Annotated in this window: 28 protein-coding genes and 1 pseudogene; 16 read left to right on the top strand and 13 right to left on the bottom strand. The window is 72.0% G+C overall.

What is annotated here, in order from left to right:
* The first annotated feature begins 122 nt into the window (after positions 1-122).
* Positions 123-929: an SDR family NAD(P)-dependent oxidoreductase gene (locus tag DXZ73_RS05930; protein WP_116209961.1), complete on the top strand. Its 807-nt coding sequence runs from the start codon at positions 123-125 to the stop codon at positions 927-929.
* Positions 930-1,105: 176 nt separating this feature from the next.
* Positions 1,106-1,564, top strand: coding sequence for a VOC family protein (locus tag DXZ73_RS05925; protein WP_116209960.1), 459 nt, complete (start codon positions 1,106-1,108; stop codon positions 1,562-1,564).
* Positions 1,565-1,675: 111 nt separating this feature from the next.
* Here DXZ73_RS05925 and DXZ73_RS05920 read toward each other — a convergent pair whose 3' ends face one another.
* The 4 genes from DXZ73_RS05920 to DXZ73_RS05905 form a co-directional block, all read right to left on the bottom strand.
* On the bottom strand, positions 1,676-2,629 hold the full coding sequence (locus tag DXZ73_RS05920) for a radical SAM protein (RefSeq protein ID WP_116209959.1): 954 nt from the start codon (positions 2,627-2,629) through the stop codon (positions 1,676-1,678).
* Positions 2,626-3,606, bottom strand: coding sequence for a helix-turn-helix transcriptional regulator (locus tag DXZ73_RS05915; protein WP_116215441.1), 981 nt, complete (start codon positions 3,604-3,606; stop codon positions 2,626-2,628). The genes DXZ73_RS05920 and DXZ73_RS05915 overlap by 4 nt, the downstream gene beginning before the upstream one ends.
* A gap of 103 nt (positions 3,607-3,709) precedes the next feature.
* On the bottom strand, positions 3,710-3,889 hold the full coding sequence (locus DXZ73_RS05910) for a hypothetical protein (RefSeq protein WP_116209958.1): 180 nt from the start codon (positions 3,887-3,889) through the stop codon (positions 3,710-3,712).
* A 156-nt stretch (positions 3,890-4,045) separates the two neighbouring features.
* Entirely contained in the window at positions 4,046-4,408 is a 363-nt protein-coding gene (locus DXZ73_RS05905) for a hypothetical protein (RefSeq protein WP_116209957.1), read from the bottom strand.
* Positions 4,409-4,712: 304 nt separating this feature from the next.
* Here DXZ73_RS05905 and DXZ73_RS05900 point away from each other — a divergent pair, with 304 nt between their 5' ends.
* A complete protein-coding gene (locus DXZ73_RS05900) occupies positions 4,713-5,735 on the top strand; it encodes an alcohol dehydrogenase (protein WP_116209956.1) in 1,023 nt (340 codons plus the stop codon).
* A 45-nt stretch (positions 5,736-5,780) separates the two neighbouring features.
* Here DXZ73_RS05900 and DXZ73_RS05895 read toward each other — a convergent pair whose 3' ends face one another.
* A complete protein-coding gene (locus DXZ73_RS05895; protein WP_116209955.1) occupies positions 5,781-6,470 on the bottom strand; it encodes a DedA family protein in 690 nt (229 codons plus the stop codon).
* A 326-nt stretch (positions 6,471-6,796) separates the two neighbouring features.
* Between DXZ73_RS05895 and DXZ73_RS05890 the strand changes: the two genes are divergently transcribed.
* From DXZ73_RS05890 to lepB, 5 genes are all read left to right on the top strand, one after another.
* Entirely contained in the window at positions 6,797-8,158 is a 1,362-nt protein-coding gene (locus DXZ73_RS05890) for an MGDG synthase family glycosyltransferase (protein ID WP_116209954.1), read from the top strand.
* A complete protein-coding gene (locus DXZ73_RS05885; protein WP_116209953.1) occupies positions 8,155-8,907 on the top strand; it encodes a polysaccharide deacetylase family protein in 753 nt (250 codons plus the stop codon). Before DXZ73_RS05890 ends, DXZ73_RS05885 begins: the two co-directional genes overlap by 4 nt.
* A 98-nt stretch (positions 8,908-9,005) precedes the next feature.
* Positions 9,006-9,389 carry a BlaI/MecI/CopY family transcriptional regulator gene (locus tag DXZ73_RS05880; protein WP_240351217.1) on the top strand — a complete coding sequence of 128 codons (384 nt, stop codon included), beginning with the start codon at positions 9,006-9,008 and terminating at the stop codon, positions 9,387-9,389.
* Positions 9,390-9,392: 3 nt separating this feature from the next.
* Positions 9,393-10,304, top strand: coding sequence for a M56 family metallopeptidase (locus DXZ73_RS05875; RefSeq protein ID WP_205519118.1), 912 nt, complete (start codon positions 9,393-9,395; stop codon positions 10,302-10,304).
* Positions 10,305-10,421: 117 nt separating this feature from the next.
* Complete coding sequence (lepB, locus tag DXZ73_RS05870) at positions 10,422-11,225, top strand: signal peptidase I (RefSeq protein WP_116209952.1); 804 nt, start codon at positions 10,422-10,424, stop codon at positions 11,223-11,225.
* Positions 11,226-11,237: 12 nt separating this feature from the next.
* Here lepB and DXZ73_RS05865 read toward each other — a convergent pair whose 3' ends face one another.
* The 5 genes from DXZ73_RS05865 to DXZ73_RS05845 form a co-directional block, all read right to left on the bottom strand.
* On the bottom strand, positions 11,238-11,975 hold the full coding sequence (locus tag DXZ73_RS05865; RefSeq protein WP_116209951.1) for an ABC transporter permease: 738 nt from the start codon (positions 11,973-11,975) through the stop codon (positions 11,238-11,240).
* Positions 11,975-12,793, bottom strand: coding sequence for an ABC transporter ATP-binding protein (locus tag DXZ73_RS05860; protein ID WP_425315904.1), 819 nt, complete (start codon positions 12,791-12,793; stop codon positions 11,975-11,977). The genes DXZ73_RS05865 and DXZ73_RS05860 overlap by 1 nt, the downstream gene beginning before the upstream one ends.
* Positions 12,794-12,956: 163 nt before the next feature.
* Positions 12,957-14,057 carry a calcium:proton antiporter gene (locus DXZ73_RS05855; protein ID WP_116209949.1) on the bottom strand — a complete coding sequence of 367 codons (1,101 nt, stop codon included), beginning with the start codon at positions 14,055-14,057 and terminating at the stop codon, positions 12,957-12,959.
* Between the two features lie 144 nt (positions 14,058-14,201).
* A complete protein-coding gene (locus tag DXZ73_RS05850) occupies positions 14,202-14,717 on the bottom strand; it encodes a GNAT family N-acetyltransferase (protein ID WP_116209948.1) in 516 nt (171 codons plus the stop codon).
* A 246-nt stretch (positions 14,718-14,963) separates the two neighbouring features.
* Positions 14,964-15,383, bottom strand: coding sequence for a DoxX family protein (locus DXZ73_RS05845; protein WP_116209947.1), 420 nt, complete (start codon positions 15,381-15,383; stop codon positions 14,964-14,966).
* A 235-nt stretch (positions 15,384-15,618) separates the two neighbouring features.
* Between DXZ73_RS05845 and DXZ73_RS05840 the strand changes: the two genes are divergently transcribed.
* Positions 15,619-16,035, top strand: a complete 417-nt coding sequence (locus tag DXZ73_RS05840) for a hypothetical protein (RefSeq protein WP_116209946.1) — start codon at positions 15,619-15,621, stop codon at positions 16,033-16,035.
* A gap of 19 nt (positions 16,036-16,054) precedes the next feature.
* Here DXZ73_RS05840 and DXZ73_RS05835 read toward each other — a convergent pair whose 3' ends face one another.
* From DXZ73_RS05835 to DXZ73_RS05825, 3 genes are all read right to left on the bottom strand, one after another.
* Positions 16,055-17,266 (bottom strand): cytochrome P450, encoded by a 1,212-nt coding sequence (locus tag DXZ73_RS05835; RefSeq protein ID WP_116209945.1) that lies wholly within the window; start codon positions 17,264-17,266, stop codon positions 16,055-16,057.
* A gap of 69 nt (positions 17,267-17,335) precedes the next feature.
* Entirely contained in the window at positions 17,336-18,325 is a 990-nt protein-coding gene (locus tag DXZ73_RS05830) for an alpha/beta fold hydrolase (RefSeq protein ID WP_116209944.1), read from the bottom strand.
* 110 nt (positions 18,326-18,435) lie between these two features.
* On the bottom strand, positions 18,436-19,149 hold the full coding sequence (locus tag DXZ73_RS05825; protein ID WP_116209943.1) for a nucleotidyltransferase domain-containing protein: 714 nt from the start codon (positions 19,147-19,149) through the stop codon (positions 18,436-18,438).
* A 227-nt stretch (positions 19,150-19,376) separates the two neighbouring features.
* On the opposite strand from DXZ73_RS05825, the gene DXZ73_RS05820 reads away from it, so the two are divergent.
* The 7 genes and pseudogenes from DXZ73_RS05820 (at position 19,377) to DXZ73_RS05790 (ending at position 26,384) form a co-directional block, all read left to right on the top strand.
* Positions 19,377-20,807, top strand: a complete 1,431-nt coding sequence (locus DXZ73_RS05820; protein WP_116209942.1) for a glutamate decarboxylase — start codon at positions 19,377-19,379, stop codon at positions 20,805-20,807.
* A 35-nt stretch (positions 20,808-20,842) separates the two neighbouring features.
* Positions 20,843-21,712 carry a class II glutamine amidotransferase gene (locus DXZ73_RS05815; RefSeq protein WP_116209941.1) on the top strand — a complete coding sequence of 290 codons (870 nt, stop codon included), beginning with the start codon at positions 20,843-20,845 and terminating at the stop codon, positions 21,710-21,712.
* A gap of 55 nt (positions 21,713-21,767) precedes the next feature.
* Positions 21,768-22,124, top strand: a complete 357-nt coding sequence (locus DXZ73_RS05810) for a darcynin family protein (protein WP_162890059.1) — start codon at positions 21,768-21,770, stop codon at positions 22,122-22,124.
* Between the two features lie 174 nt (positions 22,125-22,298).
* On the top strand, positions 22,299-23,237 hold the full coding sequence (locus tag DXZ73_RS05805; protein WP_116209939.1) for a glycoside hydrolase family 25 protein: 939 nt from the start codon (positions 22,299-22,301) through the stop codon (positions 23,235-23,237).
* 249 nt (positions 23,238-23,486) lie between these two features.
* Positions 23,487-24,664 (top strand): annotated as a pseudogene (locus tag DXZ73_RS05800) (Cmx/CmrA family chloramphenicol efflux MFS transporter).
* A gap of 165 nt (positions 24,665-24,829) precedes the next feature.
* On the top strand, positions 24,830-26,062 hold the full coding sequence (locus DXZ73_RS05795) for a helix-turn-helix domain-containing protein (protein ID WP_240351215.1): 1,233 nt from the start codon (positions 24,830-24,832) through the stop codon (positions 26,060-26,062).
* A 97-nt stretch (positions 26,063-26,159) separates the two neighbouring features.
* Complete coding sequence (locus DXZ73_RS05790; protein ID WP_116209938.1) at positions 26,160-26,384, top strand: hypothetical protein; 225 nt, start codon at positions 26,160-26,162, stop codon at positions 26,382-26,384.
* Positions 26,385-26,484 lie beyond the last annotated feature (100 nt).

The following is a 26,484-nucleotide window of genomic DNA, read 5'->3' as shown; positions in this document are numbered from 1 at the left end:
CGCCCTCCCACCACCGCCCGCCGCGAGGGCTGTTCGCCGGTTCGCACGAGGAACGCCGGGGCGCGGTGCGGCTACGTACGATCGGTACCTCCTGCACGTAGTCACTCACCGGAGGTACGACCATGGCGGATCAGCGAGTTGTCATCGTGACCGGAGGCGGGACGGGCATCGGTGCCGCCACCGCCCGGCTCCTGCGTGCGGCCGGACACCAGGTGGTGGTCTCCGGGCGGCGGCCCGAACCGTTGCGGAGCATCGCCGAGGAGACCGGCGCCCTGGCGCACCCCTCCGACACCACCGACCCGGACGGCGTCCGTGGTCTCGTCGACGCGGCGCTCTCCGCCTACGGGCGGCTCGACGGGCTCGTCCTCAACGCCGGCGTCGGGCGCGGCGGGGCCGTCGGCGACATGTCGGTGGAGGACTGGGACCTGGTCATGCGCACCAACCTCACCGGCCCGTTCCTGATGCTGCGCGCGGCGCTCCCGCACCTGTTGGAGTCGCGTGGATCCGTGGTCGCCGTCGCCTCGGTCGCCGCGCTGCGCAACGGAGTGGCCAACGGGGCGTACGCGGCCTCCAAGGCGGCTCTTCTCCAGCTCTGCACGTCGGTCGCCGTCGACTACGGGCCGCGCGGGGTGCGCGCCAACACCGTGTGCCCCGGCTGGGTGCGCACCGAGATGGCCGACCGGCGGATGACGCGGTTCGCCGAGGAGGCGGGGCTGGGGGAGGGCGGCGCCGAGGCGGCGTACGAGGAGGCGACCCGGCTCAGCCCCATGCGCCGCCCGGGCCGGCCGGAGGAGGTCGCCGAGGCGATCGCGTGGCTGCTCTCCCCGGCCGCTTCCCTCGTCAACGGCGCGGCACTGACCGTCGACGGCGGCGTGACGGCCCTCGACCCCGGCACCACGGCGTTCGACTTCCGCATCCTGCCGCGCTGAACCGGCCGCATGGCTTCCGCCGCGCCTCGCGCGGCCGGCTCCGGCAAGACCGTCGATCGGCAATCAATAGGACATTTGCTGACCTATTGGGCCTCTAGCGTGGAACACGTCGCAGGGAAAACCTCTCTGCTCATCCCGTGATCAACGGCTTTGCCGGTAGAGGAAAGGAGCCAGTCGTGGCCCTGAAGGAAATGACGCAGCGATTCACCCCGATGCTGTATGTCCGCTCCAGCATGGACGCGGTCGAGTTCTATCGGAACGTCTTCGGCGTGGAGGAGATCGAGGAGCGCACCATGCTCCTGTCGCAGGTGCCGGGCATGGACGGTATCCCGGGCGCGGACCGGACGGTCGTGTACTCCAAGCTGCAGTTCGCCGACGGCAGCGGCCTGAACGTCGCGGAGCTGTCCGACGAGGGTGTCTACGCCAAGGACGGCGGCGCGGTCGTCGGCAACAACATCCACGTGGGTCTGCAGCACACCGAACCCGCCGTCCAGAAGGCGGAGTTCGACAAGCTCGCCGAGGACGGAACGGTCCTGGAGAAGCTGGAGGAGAAGTTCTGGGGGACGCAGTTCGGCATCGTCCGTGACCGGTTCGGTGTGATCTGGGAGTCCAACTGCTACCTCCGGCAGGGCTGACCCCGCGGGAAGGCGGCGGCCCCCGCCCCGGGACCGACATCGCTTCGCGCGATCGGTCCCGGGGCGGGGGCCTTCGGCCTTTCCGTCCGCAGGCCCGCCGCGGTGTTCCGTTCAGCGGCGGGCGACGTCGCGTACGTAGTCCTCCCAGCGCGGCAGGCCGTGGCGGGCCGCCCTCGCGTGGATGTGGGCGGTGACCTCGCGGACGTACTGCGGGGGCATGCCGCGGTGTGTCGCGTACCTGGCCGCCAGGCGCCGGTGCAGGTGCGGGGGGAGGTGTGCCGCGGACCGGGCGAGGAACCAGTCGCGGGCGCCGGGGCTGATGCGCATGACGTCCGGGTAGACGGTGACGGCTCCGGCCTCGGCGCAGGCGTCGACGAGGGCGTCGAGGGCGGCGGGGGAGTCGCCCGCGTACGGGATGACGGGGGCGATGAGCACGCCTGCGGGGACTCCGGCGGCGCGGAGGGCGGCGATGGTGGCCAGGCGGGCGCGCGGTGGTGCGGCGCCGGGTTCGAAGGCGTGCCGCACACGGTCGTCGAGGGAGCCGAGCGAGGTCATGACCAGGACGTTCGCGACCCGTGCGGCCTCGGCGCAAAGGGGTATGTCGCGGCGCAGGAGGGCACTCTTGGTGGTCGTGGTGAAGTTGACGCGGTGGTCGGCGAGGGTGCGCAGGATGCCGGGCATCAACCGGTAGTGGCCTTCGGCCCGTTGGTAGCAGTCGGTGGAGGTGCCGACCATGACCCAGTCGTCACCGGTCTTCCCGCCGCGCAGTTCGCGGCGCAGCACGTCCGCGACGTTGGTCTTGACGACCACCTGGGTGTTGAAGCCTTCTCCGGTGTCGAAGCCGAGGCGGGCGTGGTTGTCGCGGGCGAAGCAGTAGGTGCAGGCATGGGTGCAGCCGCGGTAGGGGTTGAGGGTCCAGGCCATGCCGCCGGGGCGGGCGCCGGGAATCCTGTTGAGCAGGGTGCGGGCCCGTCGCTCGTGGAAGGTGATGTCCCGGAAACCGGGGGCAGGGGTGGGCGGTGGGGCCACTTCGGCAGCGTCGAAGAGCCCGGGCTGACCGTTCATCCGGCGCGCCCTCCCCGCTCGGCGGTCCGGGCGGCGCGCAGGACCCGCTCGCCCAACGCCTGCAGGTGGGGCGCGAGTTCGGGCGGGTCGAGGACGTCGAAGTCGAAGCCCAGGACGGCGATGCGGTAGGCGAGGTACTCCAGGGAGTCGGCGCCGGTGAGCAGACGGCAGCTGTGCTCGTCGACCGGCTCGACGACGCCGAGGGTGGCCGGGACGCGGTCGGCGACCTGTTCCGCGGGTGCGTGGACGACGAGCAGGGCCCGATGGCCGGCGGTGCCGCTGAGGGTGGTCGAGACCCAGGTGGCGGCGTCGGCGCCACCGGGCAGTTCGCGTGGCGGCACGCGGACGCCGGTGCGCATCGGGTCGGCGAGGCGGTCGAGGCGGAAGGTGCGCCAGTCGGCGCGGTCGCAGTCGTGGGCGACGAGGTACCAGCGGCGCCCGGCGGCGACGAGCTGGTGGGGCTCGGTCAGGCGTCGCGTCTCCTCGCCGCTCGACGAGCGGTAGGTGAAGCGGAGCCTCTCGTGGGCGACGCAGGCGGCCGCGATCAGCGCCAGGTGTTCGGCGTCGGCGGTGGGTCCGCCCTGCGGCAGCGCCACCGCCGCCTCCTGAAGCACCGTCACCCGGCGGCGCAGCCGCGAGGGGAGCACCTGTTCCAGCTTCGCCAGGGCGCGTACGGAAGTCTCCTCGATGCCGGTGACCGGGCCCGCGGCAGCGGTGCGCAGGCCGATGGCGATGGCGACGGCCTCCTCGTCGTCCAGCAGGAGGGGCGGCATCGCGGTGCCGGCGGTCAGGCGGTAGCCGCCGGTGTTGCCCTGGGTGGCGTGGACGGGGTAGCCGAGTTCGCGCAGGCGGTCGATGTCGCGGCGGATGGTGCGCGGGCTGACGCCGAGGCGCTCGGCGAGCTCGTGACCGGGCCATTCGCGCGGTGACTGCAGCAGGGACAGTAGCCGCAGCAGGCGGGCGGGTGTATCACTCATGACCGGGAGCATCCCACCTCAATAGGACATTTCTCGGCCTATTGGTTGTCGGCGATCGGGTCCGGCGGCGGCCCGCCGCCGGGGCGGTGAGGGCGAGTGGCGCTCAGGCCATCGAGCGGTACGGGAGGCGCGGCTGGGGTGCCGCGAGCCATTCGGTCAGCAGCTGCTCGTACACACGGCGTTCGTTCCTGGTCAGGGCGTGGTCCTGCCGGGTCGCCAGGAAGGCGCGGATCTCGGTGTTGATCTCCTCGCGAGATCGCTCGTGGGCCGGGGTGCACAGCATGCTCCCCACACTATGAGCGGAATCGCCGCCCGGGCCCGCGCCGAGGCCGAGTTTGCAGAACGCTCATGAAATGGTCATCAAGCCGGACAAGGCTCGTGAAGGGGCCCTGGACGCACGATGCCCTCCCGCGCGCAAGGGTGCGAGGGCATGGGCGGGCTACCGCCGGGGCCGCTCCGGCCGGTGGGTGGGATCGGCTTTCGGCCGGTGGGAGGGTTTGGCCTTCGGCCGGTGGGAGGGTTCGGCTTTCGGTCGGTGGGTGGGATCGGCCTTGGGCCGGTGGGCGGGCTCGGCCTTCGGTCGCTTGACCCAGCCCTTCAGCACCAGCTGGTCGCAGTGCCACTTGGCGTAGGAGGGGCTCTCCTTGTTGTCCTTGGCGGCCTTGATGCAGTCCGCGTACGGGAAGGGCGGCCCGAGCACGCGCGCCGGGGAGTGCGGTGCGGGGGCGGCCTGGGCCGTCCCCGCCAGTGCTCCCGTTCCGCAGATCGCGGCCGCGGCCAGGGCGATGCTCAGTCGACGCACGACACTCTCCTCGTCTCCGCTCCGGAGCGGTGCGCTCCGGACGCCTGCGAGCCTTTCCGCGGCCCGCCGGGGCCGGTCGCGGAACCGGGCTCGCCCTTGCCCAACGAGCCCGGCCGCCCGGAAGAAACGCCCCTTATGTTCGGCGAACGCACGAATCCGACCCCAGTGCGCGACGACCCCGGACCGCGACCGGTCCAACCGTCCGGAAGAGAACTCACCTGCCCCGCCCGGCGCGCGCGATCGGCCCGCAGCTGGTCTGCTGGATCCCGGGGGCCGCCCGTACGCGCATGCCGGAGAGATCCAGATGAGCACCTATCGAGTCGCACAGGTCGCCGCCGCCGGTGATCCGTTCGAGATCGTCGAGCGTGAGGTGCCGCGGCCGGGCCCCGGCCATGTACGGGTGACCGTGGACGCCTGCGGGATCTGCCACAGCGACGCCCTCTTCGTCGACGCCATGGTGCCGGGTGTGCGGTTCCCGCTCGTCCCCGGGCACGAGATCGCCGGGCACATCGAGGAGCTCGGCGAGGGGGTGCCGGGCCGCTGGCAGGTGGGCGACCGGGTGGCGGTGGGCTGGTTCGGCGGCCACTGCGGCCACTGCACGCCGTGCAGGCGGGGCGACTTCATCGTGTGCGAGAACCTGCAGGTGCCCGGATGGGCGTACGACGGTGGATACGCCGAGTCGGTGATCGCGCCCGAGAACGCCCTGGCCCGGATCCCCGACACGCTGACGGCGGCCGACGCGGCGCCCATGGCCTGCGCGGGCGTGACCACGTACAACGGGCTGCGGCGCAGCTCCGCCCGGCCCGGTGACCGGGTCGCCGTGCTCGGCATCGGCGGCCTCGGCCACCTGGGCGTGCAGTACGCCGCCGCGATGGGCTTCGAGACCGTGGCCATCGCCCGTGGGGCGGGCAAGGCCGACTTCGCCGGGGAGCTCGGCGCGCACCACTACATCGACAGCACGGCGGGCACCCCCGTCGCCGAGGCGCTCCAGGCCCTCGGTGGCGCCAAGGTCGTCCTGGCCACCGCCGCCAACTCGGAAGCCATCACGGCGACCGTGGACGGGCTCTCGCCCCGCGGTGAGCTGGTGGTCATCGGTGCCGACACCGAACCGCTCGGAATCAACCCGGCCCAGCTGCTCATGGGGGCCAGGGTCGTCCGCGGCCACCCCTCCGGCACCGCGCAGGACGTCGAGGACACCATGGAGTTCAGCGCGCGGCACGGGATCCGTCCGATGACCGAGACCGTGCCGCTGGACCGGGCCGGCGAGGCGTACGACAAGATGCTCTCCGGCGCCGCCCGCTTCCGGATGGTCCTCACCGTCCGCTGACGCCCGGCCGCGGCCCTCGGGCTGCCGGAGGGCGCCGGGGCGTGATCAGCGGCGCCGGTGGCCGGAGCCGGACGCGCGGCCGTCCTGGCCCGCCGGGGCCGTGCCGTTCCTGCGGGCGGCACGCCGGGCGCGCAGCACCTCGATCGCCACCGGGAGCACCGAGAGCGCGACGATGCCGATCAGGATGAGTTCGATGTGGGCCCCGACGAAGGCGACCTGGCCGAGGAAGTAGCCGAGCAGGGTGACCCCGGCGCCCCACAGGGCGCCGCCGATGAGGTTGTAGAGCGTGAAGCTCCTGTAGTTCATGCGGCTCACGCCGGCCACGATCGGGGTGAAGGTGCGGACGACGGGCACGAACCGGGCCAGCACGATCGACCGCGGGCCGTAGGTCTCGAAGAACCCGTGGGCCTTTTCGACGTTCTCCCGCTTGAACAGGCGGGAGTCGGGGCGGCGGAAGAGCGCGGGGCCCGCCTTGCGGCCGAACAGATAGCCCGCCTGGTCCCCGAGGACGGCCGCCACCACCACGAGCAGGCACACCAGCCACAGCGGCTGGTGGATGTACGTGCCTCCGGCGACCAGCAGCCCGGTGGTGAACAGCAGCGAGTCGCCGGGCAGGAAGAAACCGATCAGCAGCCCGGATTCGGCGAAGACGATCGCCAGGATGCCGACCAGGCCGAAGACCGAGATCAGGTGGTTCGGATCGAGCCACTGCGGCCCGAGGGCGAGGGTGGTCACGGTGGATGCTCCTGTGGGCGGCGGGTTCTGCGGGGCGGATGAATTGTTCGGGTGACGGCTCCGGCTTCCGGGGCCGGGGTGCTGTCGGCGGGGCTGTCGATCAAATTACTACACGTTGTAGAAACTCGACCGGTTCCCTGTCGGTCGCGATCCCCGTCCGCGGTGGACGCGCCGCCGTCGCCGTATTTCTACATCATGTAGTAGCTTCCTGATGGCTCACCCTTCCGGCCGCGGGCTTCGCCGGACGGGAGCCTGTCACGCCCCGGCACTCAGGCCGCAGGCGAAACTCCCGTCGCGTTCTTTGTCCTTCAGGAGGCTGATCGGCCGTGCTCCACAGTGGCAACCCGGCGGACGGGCACACGTGTCCGCCGCCTGACGCGACGCGGTCCGGCGCCACCGCGCAGCGGATCGTCATCATCTCCGCGAGCGTGGGCGCGGGCCACGACGGCGCAGCCGCGGAGCTCGCCCGGCGCCTGGAGTCCGACGGATTCCAGGTGGACCGGCACGACTTCCTGGACCTGCTCCCGGCCCGGCTGGGACGGCTGCTGTCCGCCGCCTACCACCGCCTGCTGACCTCGGCCCCCGCGAGCTACCAACGGATCTACGCCACCACCGAACGCACCGGGCGCCCCGGGCTCATGGTGCGCGCCCTCTTCCGCTGCGCCGAGCGCCGCACCCTGCGGACGATCACCCCCGGCACCCGCGCGGTCGTCTCGACCTACCCCGGAGCCGGCCAGGTGCTCGGCGCGCTGCGCCTGCGCGGCCGGCTGACCGTGCCGGCGATCACGTATCTGACCGACTTCTCGGTCCACCCCCTGTGGGTCGCGCCGGGTGTCGACCTCCACCTCGCCGCCCACCCGGTGCCCGCCGGACAGGCCCGCGCGCAGGGCGCGACGGCCGTCACGGTGACCGGCCCGACGGTCGCCGCGCGATTCGCGCCCGCCACCGAGCCCCATCGGCGCGCGGCGCGGGCCCGGTTCGGACTGCCCGAGCGGTCCGCGCTGGCCCTCCTCGTCGCGGGCTCCTGGGGGGTGGGCCCCGTGGAGCAGGTGGCCGCGGAGATCCGGGGGAGCGGTGCCGCCGTGCCGGTCGTGGTGTGCGGGCACAACCAGGCGCTGGCCCGGCGGCTGCGCGAGGCCGGGGTCGAGCACGTGTACGGCTGGGTGGAGGACATGCCCGCCCTGATGTCCGCGGCCGATGTCCTGGTCCAGAACGCGGGCGGCCTCACCTCGCTGGAGGCGTTCGCCGCCGGTCTGCCGGTCGCCAGCTACCGCTGCATACCGGGCCACGGCCAGACCAACGCCGCCGCGCTCCAGGAAGCCGGTCTCGCCACCTGGATACGTGAGCCTGCCGACCTCCGGCCCGCGCTCACCGACCTGCTCCATGGGCCGCTCGGGCACCAACAGCGCGCCCGGGGACTGGAGTTGTTCCGGCAGGGCGGCGACGGTCCGGCGTGGGCCGTCGCCGCGGCCGCGGGCCGTACCGCCGTCCTCCCCCGGGCCGCCACGGCCCGCCGGCCGGTACGCGCCACGGCCCGCCGTCCGCTCAGGCTCGGCATCCCGGCCATGGCCGCGGCGGTGGCCGCCACGGTCGCGTTCGGCATCGGCGCCCCGCTCGCCGAGGCGTACGGCGACTCCCCGGCACACTTCGCCGCACTCACCCGTCTCCTGGACGGAGACCGGCGATGAACCCCGCCGGGCCGGCCCGCGCAGCCCTGCGCGCCGGTGCCGTGGCGCTGCCCGCACTCGCCGCCGCCCACGCCGCACCCGTCCTCTCCACCTTCGGGCCGCTGCGCAACCGCCTCCTGCCCCGCCTCGCGGGCCGGGGCCACCCCCACCACGTCGCGCTCACCTTCGACGACGGCCCCGACCACCTGTCCACCCCGCACTTCCTGCGCCTGCTCGACCGCCGCCGGATCCACGCGACCTTCTTCCTGCTCGGCTCCATGGCGGTCCGCTCACCCGGCCTCGTGAAGGAGATGACCGCGGCCGGACACGAGATCGCCCTCCACGGCTGGGAGCACCGCCCGCTGCTGCTGCGCGGCCCCCGCGCCACGTACGACGACCTCGCCCGCACGCTCGACCTCGTGACCGACATCACCGGGCAGGCGCCCACGCTGTTCCGGCCGCCGTACGGAGTCATGACGGGCGGTGCCCATCTGGCCTGCCGCCGCCTGGGCCTGACCCCCGTCCTGTGGACCGCCTGGGGCAAGGACTGGCGGGCCCGCGCCACCCCCGCCACCGTCCACCACACCGTGACGCGGGACCTGCGCGGCGGCGGAACCGTCCTGCTGCACGACTCCGACTGCACGTCCGCCACCGGTTCGTGGCGCAGCACTCTCGGCGCGCTGCCCCGGATCCTGGACACCTGCCGGGAACGGGGCCTGGCGGTCGGCCCGCTGCGCGAGCACGGCGTTCCGTCACACGACGGGCGGTGACCGGTCCCCGCCATCTACAGGACGTAGTAGTTTGAAGGCCGGTGGGACCACGGCCATGCCGGTGCCGAGGACGGACCGGCGACGAAGGAGCGGGGCGCGTGAGCGAGCAGGAGAGCCCGACGGCGGGACGGCGGGCGCCGGGCGAGCTGGAGAGCGAAGTACTGGCGGCCCTGTGGGCGGCCGGTGCGCCGGTGGGCGCGGGCGCGGTGCGCGAGCACGTCGCCGGCGACCCGGCCTACACCACCGTGCTGACGATCCTGTCCCGGCTGCACGACAAGGGGCTCGTGACCCGCGAGCGCGCCGGACGCGGCTACCTCTACGCCCCCGTGCGCGACGAGGCCGGGCACGCGGCGGCCGGGATGCGCGACCTGCTGGAGAACGGCGGTGACCGGGCCGCGGTGCTGGCCCGCTTCGTCTCCGAACTCCCCGAAGAGGACGAGAAGCTGCTGGAGCAGCTGCTGCGCGGACACACGGAGGACTAGAACGTGTGGATCAGGTGGATCATTCTGTGCCTGCCGCTGCTGGTCAGTGCGGCCCTCGCGCTGACGGCACCGGCGGCGGGCCGCAGACTGCCACCCCGCACCGCCGCCTGGATGCTCACCGTGGCCGCCGTCGTCGCCGCGGGCGCCTGGGTGACGGCCCTGGCCATGATCGGCCTCACGTTCGTCGGGCAGATACCGCAGGTGGCCGCCGAAGGACGCTGGTCGCCGCACATCCTGGCCGCCGACACCCCCGTCGACTGGCCTGTGGCCGCTGCCTGCGCACTGGCCGTACCGGCCTGCGCGGTGGCCCTGGCGGTGGCCGCCTGGCGCCGGGGACGGGCCATGGTCGACGCCTGGCGCGAATGCAGGGACCTGCCCACCGCCGGGGACCTGGCCGTCATCGACGATCCCGTCCCCACGGCCTTCGCCCTGCCCGGCGCCCCCGGCAGGATCGTGGTCTCCTCCGGCATGCTGCGGGCCCTCAGTGCCGATGAACGGCACGCCCTGCTGGCCCACGAACGCACCCACCTGCGCCACCGCCACCACCTGTTCCTGCTCGCCCTGCAACTCGCGGCCGTGGTCGACCCGCTGCTGCGCCCCCTCGCCCGAGCGGGCGCGTTCGCCCTGGAACGCTGGGCCGACGAGCAGGCGGGCGCCACCGTCGCCGACCGGCGCCTGGTGGCCCGCGCGGTCGCCCGCGCGGCGCTCGCCGCCAAACGGGTCCCGGCCGCCGCGATGGCCGCCGTCGGCGGCCCCGTGCCCCAGCGCGTCCAGGCGCTGCTCGCCCCTCCCACGCCGCTGCGCCGCAACCTGGCCTTCGCGTTCGCCGCGCTGATGGTGGTCTGCTGCGCCAGCCTGGCCCTGGCCGCCCATGACATCGACCGGCTCTTCGACGCCGCCAGGTCGCCGCGCTGACCACTCGGCCGGGCCGCTTCGCCGATTCCGGCACACGACGCCTTGGGAACTCCTGTTCGTTCATGGACTGGGAGTGCTGATCGCAGCGCTCGACGTGACCATGGGGAGGAGTCGGCGATGACCGACGACAAGGAGGGCGCGCCGGACGGGCGGGCCGCGGGCGGAGAAGCCGCGACGCTGGGGCGATCGCCGCATGACGGTCCCGGCGCCGCCGATGCCACGGCGACAGGGCCGACGGGGCGCCGGTGGCGCAGACGCGGACGGGGCGCCGGTGCGCAGCGCCCGTGGTGGAAGGAGCTCCCGCTCCTCATCGGATGCGCGCTGGTGCTCGCCCTGCTGATCAAGACGTTCCTGGTGCAGGCGTTCTCGATCCCCTCCGAATCCATGCAGAACACCTTGCAGCCGGGTGACCGGGTCCTGGTGGACAAGCTGACCCCCTGGTTCGGTTCCGAGCCCGAGCGCGGCGAGGTCGTCGTCTTCCGCGACCCGGGCGGCTGGATGGACGGCACCCCGGTCCATGGCCCGAACGCCGTGCAGAAAGTCCTCAGCTTCATCGGGCTGATGCCGTCCGGCGAGGAGCAGGACCTGATCAAACGGGTCATCGCGGTCGGCGGCGACACGGTGGAGTGCAACCGTGGCGAGCCGGTCAAGGTCAACGGCAAGGCGCTCGACGAGCCGTACATCTATCCCGGGTCCACCCCGTGCGACGACAGCCCGGTGGGAACGGTCAAGGTCCCCAAGGACCACCTGTGGGTGATGGGCGACCACCGCAACGACTCCCGGGACTCGCGCTTCCATGTCCAGGAACCGGGCGGTGGTTTCGTACCCGTGAAGAACGTGGTCGGCCGCGCCTTCACCGTGGCCTGGCCGATCTCCCGGTGGGACACGCTGCCGGCGCTCGGCACCTTCCGCCACCAGTGACCCGGCCGCCGGTCAGGCGGTGCGGCGGCGGAGGGTGGCGGCTCCGAGCGCGAGGACGAGGACGGCGCAGCCGGAGACGATGACGGCGTCGCGGACGAAGTCGCCGGTGACGGAGGTGTGCCGGAGGACCTGGTTCATGCCGTCGACCGCGTAGGACATGGGCAGGACGTCGGAGACCGCCTTCAGGACCGGCTGCATCGTGTCGCGCGGGGCGAAGAGCCCGCACAGCAGCAGCTGGGGCACGATGACGGCCGGCATGAACTGCACCGCCTGGAACTCGGAGGCGGCGAAGGCCGAGACGAAGAGGCCGAGGGCCGTGCCGAGCAGCGCGTCGAGCAGGGCGACCAGGAGCAGCAGCCAGGGGGACCCGGTGACGTCGAGGCCGAGCACCCACACCGAGAGGGCGGTGGCGAGCGCGGACTGCAGGATGGCGAGCAGGCCGAAGGCGAGCGCGTAGCCGCCGATGAGGTCGCCCTTGCCCAGCGGCATGGCGAGCAGGCGCTCCAGCGTGCCGGAGGTGCGCTCGCGCAGGGTGGCGATCGAGGTCACCAGGAACATCGTGACCAGCGGGAAGATGCCGAGCAGCGAGGCACCGGTCGCGTCGAAGGTCCTGGGGGTGGCGTCGAAGACGTACCGCAGCAGGGCGATCAGCACGCACGGGACGACGAGCATCAGCGCGATGGTACGGGGGTCGTGCCGCAGTTGCCGCAGTACGCGGACGGCGGTGGCGAGGGTGCGGGAGGCGTTCATCAGGCGGATTCCTCAGGGGAGTCGGCCCGCGTCGCGACCCGGGCCCTGGCGTCGTCGACGAGGTGGAGGAAGGCGTCCTCGACGGTCGCGGAGTCCGTACGGGCCCGGAGTTCGTCCGGCGAGCCGTCGGCGAGGATCCGCCCCTCCCGCATCAGCAGCAGCCGCGAGCATCGCTCGGCCTCGTCCATGACGTGGGAGGAGACGAGGAGGGTCGCGCCGCGCTCCGCCGCGATGCGGCCGAAGAGGGACCACAGGTCGCGGCGCAGGACGGGGTCCAGGCCGACGGTCGGCTCGTCGAGGACGAGGAGTTCGGGCGTGCCGAGCAGGGCGACCGCGAGGGAGACACGGCTGCGCTGCCCGCCGGAGAGGTTCCCGGCGAGGGCGTCGGCGTGGCCGGTGAGGTCGACGTCCTCGATGGCGCGGGTGACGTTGTCGCGGCGGTCCCGGGCGGCGGCGCGGCCGGGGGTGAGGACCGTGGCGAAGTACTCGAGATTCTGGCGGACCGTCAAGTCGTCGTAGACGGAAGGGTTCTGTGTGACGTATCCGATCCGGGAGCGGAGACCGGCGCTGCCGGCCGGTCGGCCGAGCACTTCGAGCGTGCCGGTCACCTTGGCCTGGGTGCCGACGACGGAGCGCATGAGAGTGGACTTGCCGCAGCCGGACGGCCCGAGGAGCCCGGTGATCCGGCCGCGGGGGATGTCGAAGTCGAGCCCGTCCAGAACGGTCCGGGAGCCGCGCACGACGCTCAGCCCTTGGGCCCGGACGGCCGGGGCGGCGCCCGGGGGCACCTGGCTCCGTTCGGAGCCCTGATTATTCATCATATGTTGAATAATGCTCCTGTCGGCACGTCCGGGTCAAAGGGACCGACGAAGAACGGGGCGCGGAATGCCGGGTACGGGTCAGGGTCCCTGCCCCGCCGCCCCCGTGGCGAATCGCGCCACCACGAACGGGTGACGGATCAGGGCAGCGCCGCCGCCTCGCTCACGGGCTGACCGCGAGCACGATGTAAGCCGCCAGGAGCGAGAGGTGCACGCCGCCCTGGAGCGGGGTGGCGCGGCCCGGGATCACGGTCAGGGTCCCGACGACGAGGGTGAGGGCGAGCAGCACCATGTGGGTGGCGCCGAGACCGAGGACGAGCGGGCCCTCCAGCCAGACCGTGGCCACCGCGACCGCGGGGATGGTCAGGCCGATGCTGGCCATGGCCGAGCCGAGGCCGAGGTTGAGGCTGGTCTGGACGCGGTCCCGGCGGGCGGCGCGTACGGCCGCGATCGTCTCGGGGAGGAGGACCAGCAGGGCGATGACGACGCCGACGACCGAGGCGGGCAGGCCCGCGGCGGCCACCGCGGACTCGATGGCCGGGGAGACGCCCTTGGCCAGGCCGACCACCGAGATCAGGGCCACGGCGAGCAGGCCGAGGCTGGTCAGGGCGGTCCGGGTGGAGGGCGGGTCGGCGTGGTCGTCGCCGTCGATGACCTCGCCGGCCGCCGTCACCGGGAGGAAGTAGTCGCGGTGGCGTACGGTCTGGGTTGCGACGAACAGCCCGTACAGGACGAGCGCGGCCAGGGCCGCGAACACCAGCTGTGCCGTGGAGAACCGCGGCCCCGGGGTGCTGGTGGTGAACGTCGGCAGGACCAGGCTCAGTCCGGCCAGCGTCGCCACCGTCGCGAAGGCCGCGCCGGTGCCCTCGGCGTTGAAGACCGCCACCCGGCGTCTGAGCGCGCCCACCAGCAGGGACAGGCCGACGATGCCGTTGCAGGTGATCATGACGGCGGCGAAGACGGTGTCGCGGGCCAGCGTGCTGCTCTTCTCGCCGCCGTCGGCCATCAGCGTCACGATGAGGGCCACCTCGATGATGGTCACCGCGATGGCCAGGACCAGCGATCCGAACGGTTCGCCGACCCGGTGCGCGATCACCTCCGCGTGGTGCACGGCGGAGAGCACCGCACCGGCCAGGCAGCAGCTCACCAGGGCCACCGCCCCGGCGGACAGCGACCGCCCCCAGGTCAGGGCCAGGACGAGGGCGGCCAGGGGCGGCACGATGACGGGCCAGTGCGCGGCGGACAGGCGGAGGCGACTAGTCACGCCACAAGCTTCGCAGATCACCCACTGGTGAACATTTCGGACGCCGGGCGGCAGTGGGATGGACGGTCGGCGACCCGGCGCGTCGGAGACGGACCGAAGCGGCCGTGCGAGGGGTGGGTGCCCCTCGCACGGCCGGTCGCCAGGTTAGATCCCGAAGGGTGCCGCGTAGCGGACGGTGCCGCTCGGCAGCGGGTGGGTCTCGTCCAGGGCCAGGGCCATCATGGCCTCGTCCGGGACGTCGATGGTCAGGCCGATGCCGTGCGCGGAAGCGCGGGTGAAGCCGAACCGCGGGTAGTACGCCGGGTGCCCGAGGACGGTGACGTAGCGCTCGCCCATGTCCTTGGCCGCCGCCAGGGCGGCGCGGATGGCGGCCGAGCCGGCACCGCTCTTCTGGTGCTCGGGCCGCACGGCGACGGGAGCCAGGCACAGGGCCGGGGTGTCGCCGATATGGCAGCGGGTCAGCAGCGCGTGGCCGATGACCTCGCCGTCCTCGTCGGTGCTGACGACGGACAGGCCGTCGATCCAGGAGGAGTCGGCGCGCAGCGCGTCGACGAGGTCGGCCTCCAGCGGCGTCTCGAAGGCCGCGAGGACGACGGCGCGGATGGCGGGGATGTCGGCGCCGGTCTCGGCGCGGGTGATCCAGTTGTCGCGTGTACGCATGACGGGATGAGGATCCGTTTCATGTGAGGTTCGTGCGGGAACGGCCTCGCGAGCTCACGCTCTCAGCGAGGCGAGGAGGGACGGTTCAGACCGTCGCCCGGGACGTGAGGGTGGTCCGGGCGCTGCTTGTCGCAGTGGCCTTGAGCGCGGTCATCGACCCCACCTCTCTTTCGTCCTCGATCCGGATCCGTACGAACTCGTCGAACGTAACACACGTCCCGGAAGCCGTCCTTCGAATTAAATGGCTCACTCGATGCGGAACAGCGGCCCCGTGAGCGTCAGTCCCAGATCGTGGCCGACGTACGAGAAGAACGCGAGCAGCATCAGGCACGCGCCCGCCAGCGCGATGTCCTTCTGGAAGTGGATCATCTCCAGCTGGCGCGCCTGCGGGTCGGTCTCCTGCCAGAACCGGTGCATGAGCAGCGCGGTCGGCACCAGGAACACCGCCAGCAGCAGCGCGCCCAGATCCGCCCACACCCCGAGCACCACGCTCAGCGCGCCGGCCAGGAGCAGCAGTCCGCTGGCCGCCGTCGCCGCGGTGGCGGCGGGCACGCCCTTGGACGCGGCGTACCCCGCCATCGTCCTGGTCTTGGTGAGGTGGCCGACGGCCGAACCGAGGAAGAGGAGTACGAAGAGGATTCTGCCGATGAGAACCAGGATGCCCATGGCGGCCTCCCGTCGGGGACGAGCAGACATCAGGAAGATCCGCTTCCAGCCTACGTCCGCCGTGGGGGACCGGCCTGCCGAGCGTCTGCCGCACGGCTGCGCGACACGGGCCGGGCCGCGGGCGGCGCTGACCGGGCGACCCACGGCGTGTGCGCCGGAGCTCCGAAGGGGCGGCCCCGCACAGTGAAGCGGGGCCGACCCGGGCCCCGCTTCACTCGAGGAAACGGAGACGGCGATGACGGTGACCAGCGGTGGGACGGCGCTGGCCGAGGCCATGGTGCACGGCGTGGGCAGTGAGGAGATGCGTGCGGCGACCCGGCTGCTGGGGGCCCACCGCGACGGCTACTGGCTGAGGCGGTTCGCCGAGGAGGACGGAGCCGCCTCGGGCGGTCCGTCGCTCATCGACCGCTCCGGCCCGCACGCGTCAGTCGACTGGACCGCGGTCGGGCGGCGCCTGTTCGACGTGCCGTGGGCGCTCACGGCGTCCAGGAGCGAGCTCGCGGTCCTGGAGTGCGCCACCTCCCTCGTGGGCCGGTGCGGTGTGACGCTGCAACAGATCCTGCGCGCCGTCGACGACAACGAGTTCCGGCTCATCACCCGGGCGATGACCGAGGCGGCCTACGGCGCGAAGGCCCTCGACCTGTTCCTGTGACGCGCCGCGCCGCCGCGCTTCAGAGCTCCACCACGAGCTCCTCGAGCCCGCGGATGACGTATCCCGGCTTCCACCGGGGCTCCGCGACGAGCCGGAGCCCCGGCGCCTGCCGCGCCAACTCGCCGAAGACCGCGTGGAGTTCCAGGCGGGCCAGTGACGCGCCCAGGCAGTAGTGGATGCCGGCGCCGAAGCCGAGGTGGGCGTTGTCCGTACGGGTGATGTCGAAGCGGGACGGGGACCCGAAGCGGGCGGGGTCGTGGTGGGCCGAGCCGAAGAGGAGGGCGACCTCGCTGCCGCGCGGGATGCGGGTGCCGCCCACCTCGATGTCGTCCAGCACCCAGCGCTCGAACATCTGCAGAGGGGTGTCGTAGCGGAGCGCCTCCTCCACCGCCCCGGGCACGAGCGCCGGATCGTCCCGCAGCGCGGCGAGCTGCTCCGGATGACGGAGGAGGGCGAGCCAGCCGTTGCCCGTGGTGTTGACCGTGGCCTCGTGACCGGCGTTGAGGAGCAGGACGCAGGTGGAGACCATCTCCTGCTCGCTCAGCCGGTCGCCCTCGTCGTGCGCGGCTATGAGCGCGCTGATGAGATCGGGCCCGGGCGCCGCGCGACGGGCGGCGATCAGCTCGCGCAGGTAAGCCGAGAACTCCAGGGACGCCCGTACGGCCCTCCTGGCGCTCTCCTCGGACGGATCGAGCTCGAACATGCCGCAGATGTCGGCCGACCAGGGGCGCAGGAGCGGACGGTCGCCCTCCGGGATGCCGAGCATGTCGGCGATGACGGCGACGGGCAGGGGTTCGGCGACCGCCGGGAGCAGGTCGCCGCCGCCGTCCGCGACGAACGAGGCGACGAGCTCCGACGCCAGCCGTGCGACGGACGGCGCCAGCCCGCTCACCGTACGCGGGGTGAACGCCTTCGACACCAGGCGCCGGACCCGGCCGTGGGCGGGGTCCTCCAGGTCGAGCAGCCCGTGGCCGTTCAAGGTGTGGAACGGCTCGTGCGCGGCCGGAGGCGGGGTCCGGCCGAACTCCTCGTGCGTGAAGCGGTGCAGATACGTACGGCCGAGGCGGCGGTCGCGCAGCAGGGCCTGGACATCCTGATAGCGGGGGATCAGCCACTGGCCGGTGGGAGCGAACCAGTGGGCGCGCCCCCGGTCGCGCAGCGCCGCGTAGGCCGGATACGGGTCGGCGACGAACGACGGTGACCACGGGGCGAAATCAGACGTTGCGCTCATGCCGCCGCACAGTAGCGCCACCCTCCTCCGCGGTGACCCCCGCCGTGCCCGCACCGGCCTCCCGCGGCCTCACCCCCGCGCGTCCAGCTCGCCGAGGAACTCCACGAGCGCGGAGTTGACCTCCTCCGGCCGCTCCTGCTGGGTCCAGTGCCCGCAGCCGGGCAGGGTAAGGCTGCGGTGCAGCCTCGGTACGGTCCGCTCCAGGGAGGACAGCAGCTTGTCCGCGCCGGGGAAGGCGCGGACCAGATCGCGGTCGCCCGCCACGTACAGAGCGGGAACATCGATACCCCGGCCCTGGAAGGGCGCGAGGAGTTCCCAGTTCCGGTCGAGGTTGCGGTACCAGTTCAGCCCACCGGTGAAGGCGCGCTCGCCGTGATGGGCGTACTCGCGGACGAACGTGTCGATGTCGCCCTCGTCGAGCCAGCCGGGCAGCTGCTTCGGCTCCGGCAAGGTGTCCATGAGCGTGCCGCCCTCGGGGACGACCCACGGGCGGGGCGGGTCGGTGAGCGGGCTGTCACCCGACGCACCGGTCAGGAGCGCGCGGAACGTCGCCGCCGGGTCCCGCACCAACTCGGCGTCGGCGACACCCGGTTCCTGGAAGTACTGCTGGTAGAAGCCGTCGCCGAGCAGCGAGCGCATGGCCGACAGCGGCGGGACCGGCCCGCGCGGCATCGGCGGGACGCTCAGACCGGCCACACCCCGTACGACATCCGGACGCAGCATCGCCGTCGTCCACGCGACCGGTGCGCCCCAGTCGTGTCCGACGACCACCGCGCTGCTCTCCCCGAGCGCGTGGATCAGCGCGACCACGTCCCCGGTGAGGTGCAGCATGCTGTACGCCGCGATGTCGTCGGGCTGCTCGCTCCGGGCGTAGCCGCGCTGATCCGGCGCGACCACCCGGTACCCGGCCTCCGCCAGCGGCCCGAACTGGTGCCGCCAGGAGTACCAGCACTCCGGGAAGCCGTGCAGCAACAGGACCAACGGCCCCTGCCCCTGCTCGGCGATGTGCAGCCTGACGCCGTTCACCTCGACGAACCGGTGTTCCACCGCGCTGGCCATCCGTCCTCCTGCTGCTGATCAGTGGAGCTGCCGTCATGAGCGCTTACCGCATGGCGTATTCAACCGCACGGACCGCTTCGCGGCAGGGCCTGCGGCGAACAGATGGCCGGTTACCCGCGACCGCTGCCCTCGGAAAGGGACTCGGACAGGGACCGGCGTCGTACAGAGATCAGCCAGTCCTCCACGCGCACGGTGTCGGGTGCCTGCGGCAGGGAGCTGCCGGCCAGGGCGGCGTCCAGGCGCGCGGACAGCTCGTCGCGCCAGGCGCAGGCCTCGCTCCAGGAGACCTCGCCGCGGCGTACGGCCAGGAGCCGGTCTCGGTGCGCCCCGACGCCGACCTGGACCGTGCCGCTCTCCAGGAGCGTGGCACCGCTGATCATCAGACGGAGCAGATGCACGACGTGCTTCCAGCGGGGCTCGCCCTCGCGCTGGCGACGGGCGTCGGCCTTGGCGAACTGGGACTGCGCGTAGCCCGCGAACGTCTGGTGGGCCTGGCGGGAGAGGAAGGCGGGGGAGAGCTCGCGCAGTTCGCCACCGAGCGGTGTGCTGTGTTCGACGAGCGGGCTGTGCAGGACTTCCAGAACGTTGGGATTGGCGGACAGGGCGAGTTCGCAGAACCGCTCGACCTCCCAGCTGAACTGCTCGGGCAGGGGGCCGTCGAGGTGAGTGGGCGGCTTGCTCATCCGCCAGAAATCCACGGTGGGGGCGACGTACACGCCCCGGCGATCGACATCCGAGGCGTCGGTGGCGAGCCCGAACGCGCGCGACCCGACGACCACCGACAGGATCGAGTGCTGCTCGACCAGGTATTGCGCCTTTGACATGTGACCCATCCTTGTCGAGTCCTGTGCCGTGCGGCCAGCGGATTTCCGGCGGCGGGGGAGGGCGCGGGCGGTGCGGGCGCCGGAGCCGACGGAGCGGTGCGGCGAGCCGCTGGACAACGCACCGCCTCAGCGGGACGGTTCACGGGGTGTCACCAGGGTACGTGGGCGTGAGGAAGACCCCGGGCGGGCGGCGCCTGATGCGATCAGCGGGAGAAGGGACTTCGGCCATGCCTTTGAAGCGGCCTCACGAGGACGGGCGCGGAAGCCGCGACGTCGAACTCAACCCCGTCTTCAGCCGGGAGCCCGTCACGGTTCCCCGGTACGCCCTGCCCGAGGGGGAGATGGGCGCGGACGTCGCCTATCAGCTCGTGCACGACGAGCTGATGCTGGACGGCAACGCGCGCTTGAACCTGGCGACCTTCGTCAGCACGTGGGCGGAGCCGCAGGCGCACCGGCTCATGGCCGAGTGCGCCGACAAGAACATGATCGACAAGGACGAGTACCCGCAGACGGCCGAGCTGGAGACGCGGTGCGTGCACATGCTGGCCCGGCTGTGGCACGCCGAGGACCCCCGCGAGGCGGTGGGCTGCTCGACGACCGGGTCCAGCGAGGCGGCGATGCTGGGCGGGCTCGCGCTCAAGCGGCGCTGGCAGCACCGGCGCCGCGCGGAAGGCAGGCCGGCCGACCGGCCCAACCTGGTCATGGGCGTCAATGTGCAGGTCTGCTGGGAGAAGTTCGCCGACTACTTCGAAGTGGAGCCCCGTTACGTCCCCATGGAGGGGAACCGGTACCACCTCAGCCCGGAGGCGGCGGCCGGGCTGTGCGACGAGAACACCATCGGCGTCGTCTCCGTCCTCGGCTCGACGTTCGACGGCAGCTACGAGCCGGTCGCCGCCATCGCGGCGGCTCTGGACGACCTCCAGGACCGTACCGGCGTCGATGTGCCCATCCATGTGGACGGCGCGTCCGGCGCCATGATCGCCCCCTTCCTCGACCAGGAACTGGAATGGGACTTCCGGCTTCCCAGGGTGGCCTCGATCAACACCTCCGGCCACAAATACGGCCTGGTGATGCCCGGCGTCGGCTGGGCGCTGTGGCGCGACACCGATGCCCTCCCCGACGACCTGGTCTTCCACGTCAACTATCTGGGCGGCGACATGCCCACGTTCGCGCTGAACTTCTCCCGCCCCGGCGCCCAGGTGATCGCGCAGTACTACAACTTCCTGCGGCTGGGCTTCGACGGCTACCGCAGGGTGCAGCAGACCTGCCGGGACGTCGCCGTCCGCCTCGCCGCGCAGATAGCCAAGCTCGACGAGTTCGAGCTGGTCACCGACGGCAGCGAGATACCGGTCTTCGCCTTCAAGGTGCGCGACGGCATCGAGGGCTTCTCCGTCTTCGACGTCTCCGCCGCGCTGCGCGAACGCGGCTGGCTGGTGCCCGCCTACACCTTCCCGGAGAACCGGGCCGATCTGGCGGTGCTGCGCATCGTCGTGCGCAACGGCTTCAGCCACGATCTGGCCGACCTGCTGCTGGAGGACCTCACCCGTCTCCTCCCGCGCCTGAGGAAACAGAGCCGGCCGCACCGCGACGCCGATGACGCCGGCGGCTTCGCGCACGGTGCCGAGACGAAGGAGCCGCGTCGGTCCGGCCGGCACTGACGCACCCCGTCGACGAGCGACAACAAGGAGCCCCCATGTGCCGACTGTTCGGTCTGAGCAGCGCGCCCGTACGCACGCGCGCCACCTTCTGGCTGCTGGAAGCCCCCGACAGCCTCAGCCGGCAGAGCCACCGGGATCCCGACGGCACGGGTCTCGGCTACTTCGACGCCCAGGGCGTCCCGCACGTGCACAAGGCGCCCATCGCCGCGTACCAGGACCGCTGCTTCGCCCAGGAGGCCGAACACGTCGAGTCGACCACCTTCCTCGCCCATGTGCGCTACGCCTCGACGGGAAGCCTGGAGGACCGCAACACCCACCCCTTCCTCCAGGAAGGGCGGCTCTTCGCCCACAACGGCGTCATCGAGGGGCTCGACGAACTCGACGCCGAACTGGGGGAGGACCGGGAACTGGTCGCGGGGGACACCGACTCCGAGCGGTTCTTCGCACTGATCACCCGCGAGACCAGAGCCCACGGAGGTGACGTCGCCGCCGGGATCGAGCACGCGGCCCGCTGGATCGCCCGGCACCTGCCCGTCTACGCCCTCAACCTCATTCTCGCGACGCGCGACGAACTGTGGGCCCTGCGCTACCCCGACACCCACGAGCTGTACGTCCTCGACCGCGACGCCGGAGGCCGGCACGGCGACCGGCACCTCGACCACAGCGGCACCGGGGGCCGCATGCGCGTCCACTCGCAGGACCTGGCGGACACCCCCGCGGTCGTGATCGCCAGCGAGCGCATGGACGAAAACCCCCGCTGGCGCCTGATGGAACCCGGCGAGCTCCTCCACGTCGGCCCCCGTCTCGGCATCACCGCCCGAGTGATCCTGCGCGACCCGCCCGTACACCGGCTGACCCTGGACGACCTGCGCCCGGAGGCCGCCGCTTCGCAGAAGGCGGTCTGAATCACCTGTACGCCCGGGAGCGTTCGCCGACATTCCATGATCCACAATGGGGCGTATGAACGCTGTCCGACCGCAGCCGCGGTTCACCGTATTCGTCCACCTCACGGCCTTGCCCGCGTGGCTCGCCCTGACGCGCCCCGAGCGGCAGCAGGTCATCGCCGACCATGTGCAGCCGCTGCTGGAGAAGCACGACGCCGTCCAGGTCCGGTGGTTCGACGCCGAAGCATGGGCCGCCACTCCGTCCGATGTCCTCGTGGCGACCACCGATGACCTGACCGCGTGGTCCGATCTGTTCGAGGGGCTTCGCGACAGCCCGCTGTGGAGCGTGCCCTACTTCCGGGTGGAGCTCGTGCTGCCGACGGTCGAGGACGGCTTCGCCGACTACGAGCGGCGAACGGGGCAGCGCGACTGAGCGTCGTCCGAGTGCTTGTCATGGGGCCGACAACCTGGTGCGCTGGCGGAGGGGCGCTCCAGGCGGTCGGCCGACGCTGATCCCGGCTCCGCCCGTCGCCGCCGAGGCGCGCTCCCGGATCGACTGCACCCGCGCGGCAGTTGCCTGCCGCGGCAGCGCAGAAGAGAGAGTGAGATGGGCATCTACGGCCAGGACTGGGCGAGCTACCAGCCGTCGGAACCGGACGTTTCAGGTCTGGGCTTCGCCTTCGTCAAGATCACCGAAGGTCTGTCGTACATCAACTCCAAGTGGCCGGCGCAGCGGGACCACGCCAAGGGCCATGGGCTGGTGTGGGGCGGCTACCACTACCCCCACATGGCCAACGCCCCGCGCGCCGAGGCCGATTACTTCCTCGACCAGGTCGCCTGGCTCCCCGGCGACCTGGTGGTCCTCGACTGGGAGGGCTACGACGACGCGAACCAGGGCGTGCCGCGCGCCGACCAGGCCGCGTACAAGGAGGCATGGCTGCGCTACGTCAAACGGCGCCTGCCGTACAACCCGGTCGGGATGTACGCCAACCTCGAGTACTGGCGCAACGTCGACACCACCGGCTACTGCTGCGACTTCCTGTGGATCGCCACCGCCGGACGTGCGGCCGGCAGGCCCGGCATCCAGTCCGACTGGCTGTTCCACCAGTACAGCGACTCCGGTGGCGTCGACCGCGACTACTGCCACCTCGGCAGCACCGGAGAACTCCGCACCTGGGCCCTGTCATTCCGGCCCGAACCCCCCACCGCTCGCTACACGGAGGACGACATGCTCGCCTTCTTCACCGTGCCCCCGAACACTGACTTCGACCTTCCGGTCGAACCCGCCGGGACGACCTCCACCCCGCAGGGAGCCGCCCGCAACGGCCCGGCCTGGGTCGCCCTCGCCCCGCAGGGCGCCGACGGCCAGGTGACCACGGCCCTCCACCAGGAGGGCGGCACCTGGGGCAGCCCCAGCAGGTCCGGCGTGACCGTGTCCGGCAGCAAGCACCTGATCGCCCTCCCGTCGGACGGCTCGGTCGACAAGGTCCGCATCCGCTCCACGGTGCCGCTCGTCGGCTACGTCGTGGGCCGCCAGGTCGCGTGAATCCTGCTTGCGGCTTCGCCGGTGAAACCGAGGTGCCTCGACGGGCACCGGTCGGGTAACGTGCGGGCCATGTCGAGCCCTGAGTCGGACAAGGTGGGGGCTTTCGGTCACGCCGTCAGCCCCCTGAACCACTGAGTTCGCAGCCCTGTTGTCCCGCCGCGTTCTGCGGCCGGACGAGCGTGCCCTCGGGCGCTGACCGCGGTGACGAGACGTCTCTTCTCGTGCTTCTCCTCACCCCGGATCCACTCGATGCCTCTCCCGCTCTATCTGCTCGCCATGGCGATCTTCACCATGGGCACCTCCGAATTCATGCTCGCCGGCCTCCTGCCGGACATCGCCTCCGACCTCGACGTGCCAGTCGGGACAGCGGGCACGCTCACCTCGGCCTTCGCGATCGGAATGGTCGTCGGCGCCCCACTTGTGGCCGGGCTCGCCCGCAACCGGCCGGGACGGACCAGTCTCCTCGGGTTCGTCCTCGTCTTCTCGGCAGCGCACGCCGTGGGTGCCGGCACCACAAGCTTCCCGGTCCTGTTCGCCACCCGGGTCGTCGCCGCGCTCGCCAACGCGGGGTTCCTTGCCGTGGCTCTGACGACCGCCGCCACGCTGGTCTCCCCCGACAAGAAGGGACGCGCGCTCGCCGTGCTGCTGTCGGCACGACGGTGGCCACGATCGCCGGAGTCCCAGGGGGATCCGTCCTCGGCACACTGCTCGGCTGGCGGGCCACGTTCTGGGCGGTCGCGGCTCTCTGCCTGCCCGCGGCTCTCGGCGTCCTCAAGGGAATTCCGGGGCGACCTGCGAAGGAAGGAGCGACTGGCGGGCCGGCCTTGCGAAGGGAACTCGCGCAACTCAGGAGTCCGCGGTTGATCCTGGTGATGCTGCTCGGCGCGCTGGTGAACGCGGCAACCTTCGCCGGCTTCACCTTCCTCGCTCCTGTCGTGACCGATACCGCCGGGCTGGACAAGCTGTGGATCTCAGTCGTCCTGGTGCTCTTCGGCGCCGGTTCCTTCGTCGGTGTCACCCTCGCCGGACGACTGTCCGACCAGCGCCCCGGCCCGGTCGTCGCGGTCGGCGGCCCGCTGCTGCTCCTCGGCTGGCCGGCCCTGGCCGTGCTGGCCGACGAGCCGGTAGCCCTGTTCACCCTCGTATTCGTCCAGGGCGCACTGTCGTTCGCGCTGGGCAGCACCTTGATCACGCGGGTCCTCTACGAAGCCGCGGGAGCCCCCACGATGGCCGGCTCGTACGCGACCGCGGCACTCAACGTAGGAGCCGCCGCCGGACCCGCCATCGCCGCGACCACCCTCGACTCCACAGCCGGGAACCTCGGGCCGCTGTGGGCAAGCGGGCTCCTCGTTCTGGTCGCGCTGTGTGTCGCGTTCCCTCTCCGCGGCGTGATCGCGACTGGCCGGAGCGGCGAGGTGCTCCGGTGACGCGTGTGAGCGCTCTCTTGAACGTCGAGGGACGCCGACGGCTCGTCCACGGAGGCTTGTGATCCGTGCTGCGTCCTACGAGAGGAACGGGATCACAAGCACTGCCGCGGAGCTCCCTTCCGCCCTAGGGTGACCCGTACGGCAGCACGTGAAGGGGAGGCACCCGTGGACATTCCCGAAGACCTCAGCACCGGCGAGCGCATCAAGTTGTTCCGGGAGTCCCGGGGCATGACCCGCCCTGTTCTCGCCGGCCTGTGCGGACGCGGCGTCGACTGGCTCAAGAAGATCGAGACAGGCGAGCGGGAACTGCGGTCCCACACGCTCTTCCTCCGACTGGCAGCCGCCCTCCAGATCCCGGACCTGTCGATCCTCACCGGCGGTGTCCCCGAAGTGGCGCAGCCCGTTCCGCTCGGTCGGCTCAATCACCCCGCGATGCCCGATATCTGGGCAGCCGTCATGACCCGCAGCCTCACCCCACCGGCGCAGACCCCCGCCGACGTCGCCGGCCTCCAGGGCCGGGCCGACCAGACCTGGCGGCTGTGGCACACCTCCCAGCGCAACCGCACCGAGGTGGGGGCGCTGCTTCCCGATCTCATCCGCGACGCAGAAGCCGCGGCTCGCACTCTTGACGGAGACCAGCGAAGGGCCGCGCTGGTCACCCTCTCCGATGTCTACCGGCTCACCGGGCAGGCGACCGCCTACGTCGCCCCCGCCGAACTCGCCTGGGTCGTCGCGGACCGGGCGCTCGCCTCGGCACAGCAAGCCGACAACCCGGCCGCCATTGCCGCCGCAGCCTGGAACATGGGCAACATCCTCCGTGAGACCTCCTACCCGGAGGATGCGCTCAGGGTCATCACAGAGGCTTCCGACCTCATCCGTCCGCACCTTGACGGAGCCCCGGACCACTGGCGCGGGATCTACGGGGCCTTGCAGCTGCATGCCGCTGTGACCTGCGCCCGTGAAGGGAAGGAAGGCGACGCGTGGCGGTACTGGGACCGCGGGGACCAGATCGCCAAGTCCCTGCCCGCCTCCTACGTCCACCCGAGCACCGTTTTCGGGAGGGCGAACGTCGACTTCCACGCGGTATCCGTCGCCACCGACCTGCGGGCTTCCGGCAAGGCGCTCTCGCTCGCCGACGACATCGACCCTGACACGATGCCGTCCACGGAACGGCGCGCCCGCCTGTGGGTGGAGGTCGCCCGTGGGCATCTCCAGCGCGGCGACCGTACGGCGGCGCTGCACGTGATGAAGCTGGCCCAGGAGATCGGTGCCGAGACGGTCGCGTACACTCCGTCCGCACGAAGCGTCGCCGCCGAGCTGTGGCGCAAGGCGCCACGCGCGTTGCGAGGAGAAGCGGGTCAACTCGCCGAATCGGTGGGCGTGAAGACCGCGGTCTAGCGGGACAGCTTGGGTCAGGGGGACGAACTGCCCCCCTCGCCTCCTGGTCACGGCTCTACGGTGACGGCTCCCGTGGCGCCTAGACCAGGAGTTCGTCATGACCGCTGTCGACCGGTGGCACGCATCACCCGCCCGACAAGCATCCGCGACGGCTGACAGCGGCACCGGCGAAGTCCGTGTGCCGCTCGTGCTGTTCCAGTTCGATCAGCTCAAGGGCACGGCAGAACTGGTGCTCACGCGGCTTGAGGCTGCGGAGCTGTACACCCTTCTCGCCTGCATGCTCGGCGGAACCGGCCGCGCGAGCGCTGGGCGGCTCGCATGACCCGTTCCCACGAGCAGTTCGCCCTGCCGCGTTCTGTCCGCGCCGCATGGAGCGAAGGCCGTCTCGCCGAGCCGACAAGCTCGCCGCCCGGCCGCTACAG

Origin of the sequence: Streptoverticillium olivoreticuli subsp. olivoreticuli (assembly GCF_003391135.1) — a bacterium.
Classification (GTDB): Bacteria; Actinomycetota; Actinomycetes; order Streptomycetales; family Streptomycetaceae; genus Streptomyces; species Streptomyces blastmyceticus.
This window is presented reverse-complemented; position numbering and strand designations above follow the sequence as displayed.

Coding starts and splice junctions, on each gene's coding strand:
- DXZ73_RS05930 (WP_116209961.1), top strand. CDS start 123: ATGGCGGATCAGCGAGTTGTCATCGTGACCGGAGGCGGGACGGGCATC.
- DXZ73_RS05920 (WP_116209959.1), bottom strand. CDS start 2,629: ATGAACGGTCAGCCCGGGCTCTTCGACGCTGCCGAAGTGGCCCCACCG.
- DXZ73_RS05915 (WP_116215441.1), bottom strand. CDS start 3,606: ATGAGTGATACACCCGCCCGCCTGCTGCGGCTACTGTCCCTGCTGCAG.
- DXZ73_RS05910 (WP_116209958.1), bottom strand. CDS start 3,889: ATGCTGTGCACCCCGGCCCACGAGCGATCTCGCGAGGAGATCAACACC.
- DXZ73_RS05900 (WP_116209956.1), top strand. CDS start 4,713: ATGAGCACCTATCGAGTCGCACAGGTCGCCGCCGCCGGTGATCCGTTC.
- DXZ73_RS05885 (WP_116209953.1), top strand. CDS start 8,155: ATGAACCCCGCCGGGCCGGCCCGCGCAGCCCTGCGCGCCGGTGCCGTG.
- lepB (WP_116209952.1), top strand. CDS start 10,422: ATGACCGACGACAAGGAGGGCGCGCCGGACGGGCGGGCCGCGGGCGGA.
- DXZ73_RS05865 (WP_116209951.1), bottom strand. CDS start 11,975: ATGAACGCCTCCCGCACCCTCGCCACCGCCGTCCGCGTACTGCGGCAA.
- DXZ73_RS05860 (WP_425315904.1), bottom strand. CDS start 12,793: ATGAATAATCAGGGCTCCGAACGGAGCCAGGTGCCCCCGGGCGCCGCC.
- DXZ73_RS05850 (WP_116209948.1), bottom strand. CDS start 14,717: ATGCGTACACGCGACAACTGGATCACCCGCGCCGAGACCGGCGCCGAC.
- DXZ73_RS05845 (WP_116209947.1), bottom strand. CDS start 15,383: ATGGGCATCCTGGTTCTCATCGGCAGAATCCTCTTCGTACTCCTCTTC.
- DXZ73_RS05840 (WP_116209946.1), top strand. CDS start 15,619: ATGACGGTGACCAGCGGTGGGACGGCGCTGGCCGAGGCCATGGTGCAC.
- DXZ73_RS05835 (WP_116209945.1), bottom strand. CDS start 17,266: ATGAGCGCAACGTCTGATTTCGCCCCGTGGTCACCGTCGTTCGTCGCC.
- DXZ73_RS05830 (WP_116209944.1), bottom strand. CDS start 18,325: ATGGCCAGCGCGGTGGAACACCGGTTCGTCGAGGTGAACGGCGTCAGG.
- DXZ73_RS05825 (WP_116209943.1), bottom strand. CDS start 19,149: ATGTCAAAGGCGCAATACCTGGTCGAGCAGCACTCGATCCTGTCGGTG.
- DXZ73_RS05820 (WP_116209942.1), top strand. CDS start 19,377: ATGCCTTTGAAGCGGCCTCACGAGGACGGGCGCGGAAGCCGCGACGTC.
- DXZ73_RS05815 (WP_116209941.1), top strand. CDS start 20,843: ATGTGCCGACTGTTCGGTCTGAGCAGCGCGCCCGTACGCACGCGCGCC.
- DXZ73_RS05810 (WP_162890059.1), top strand. CDS start 21,768: ATGAACGCTGTCCGACCGCAGCCGCGGTTCACCGTATTCGTCCACCTC.
- DXZ73_RS05805 (WP_116209939.1), top strand. CDS start 22,299: ATGGGCATCTACGGCCAGGACTGGGCGAGCTACCAGCCGTCGGAACCG.
- DXZ73_RS05790 (WP_116209938.1), top strand. CDS start 26,160: ATGACCGCTGTCGACCGGTGGCACGCATCACCCGCCCGACAAGCATCC.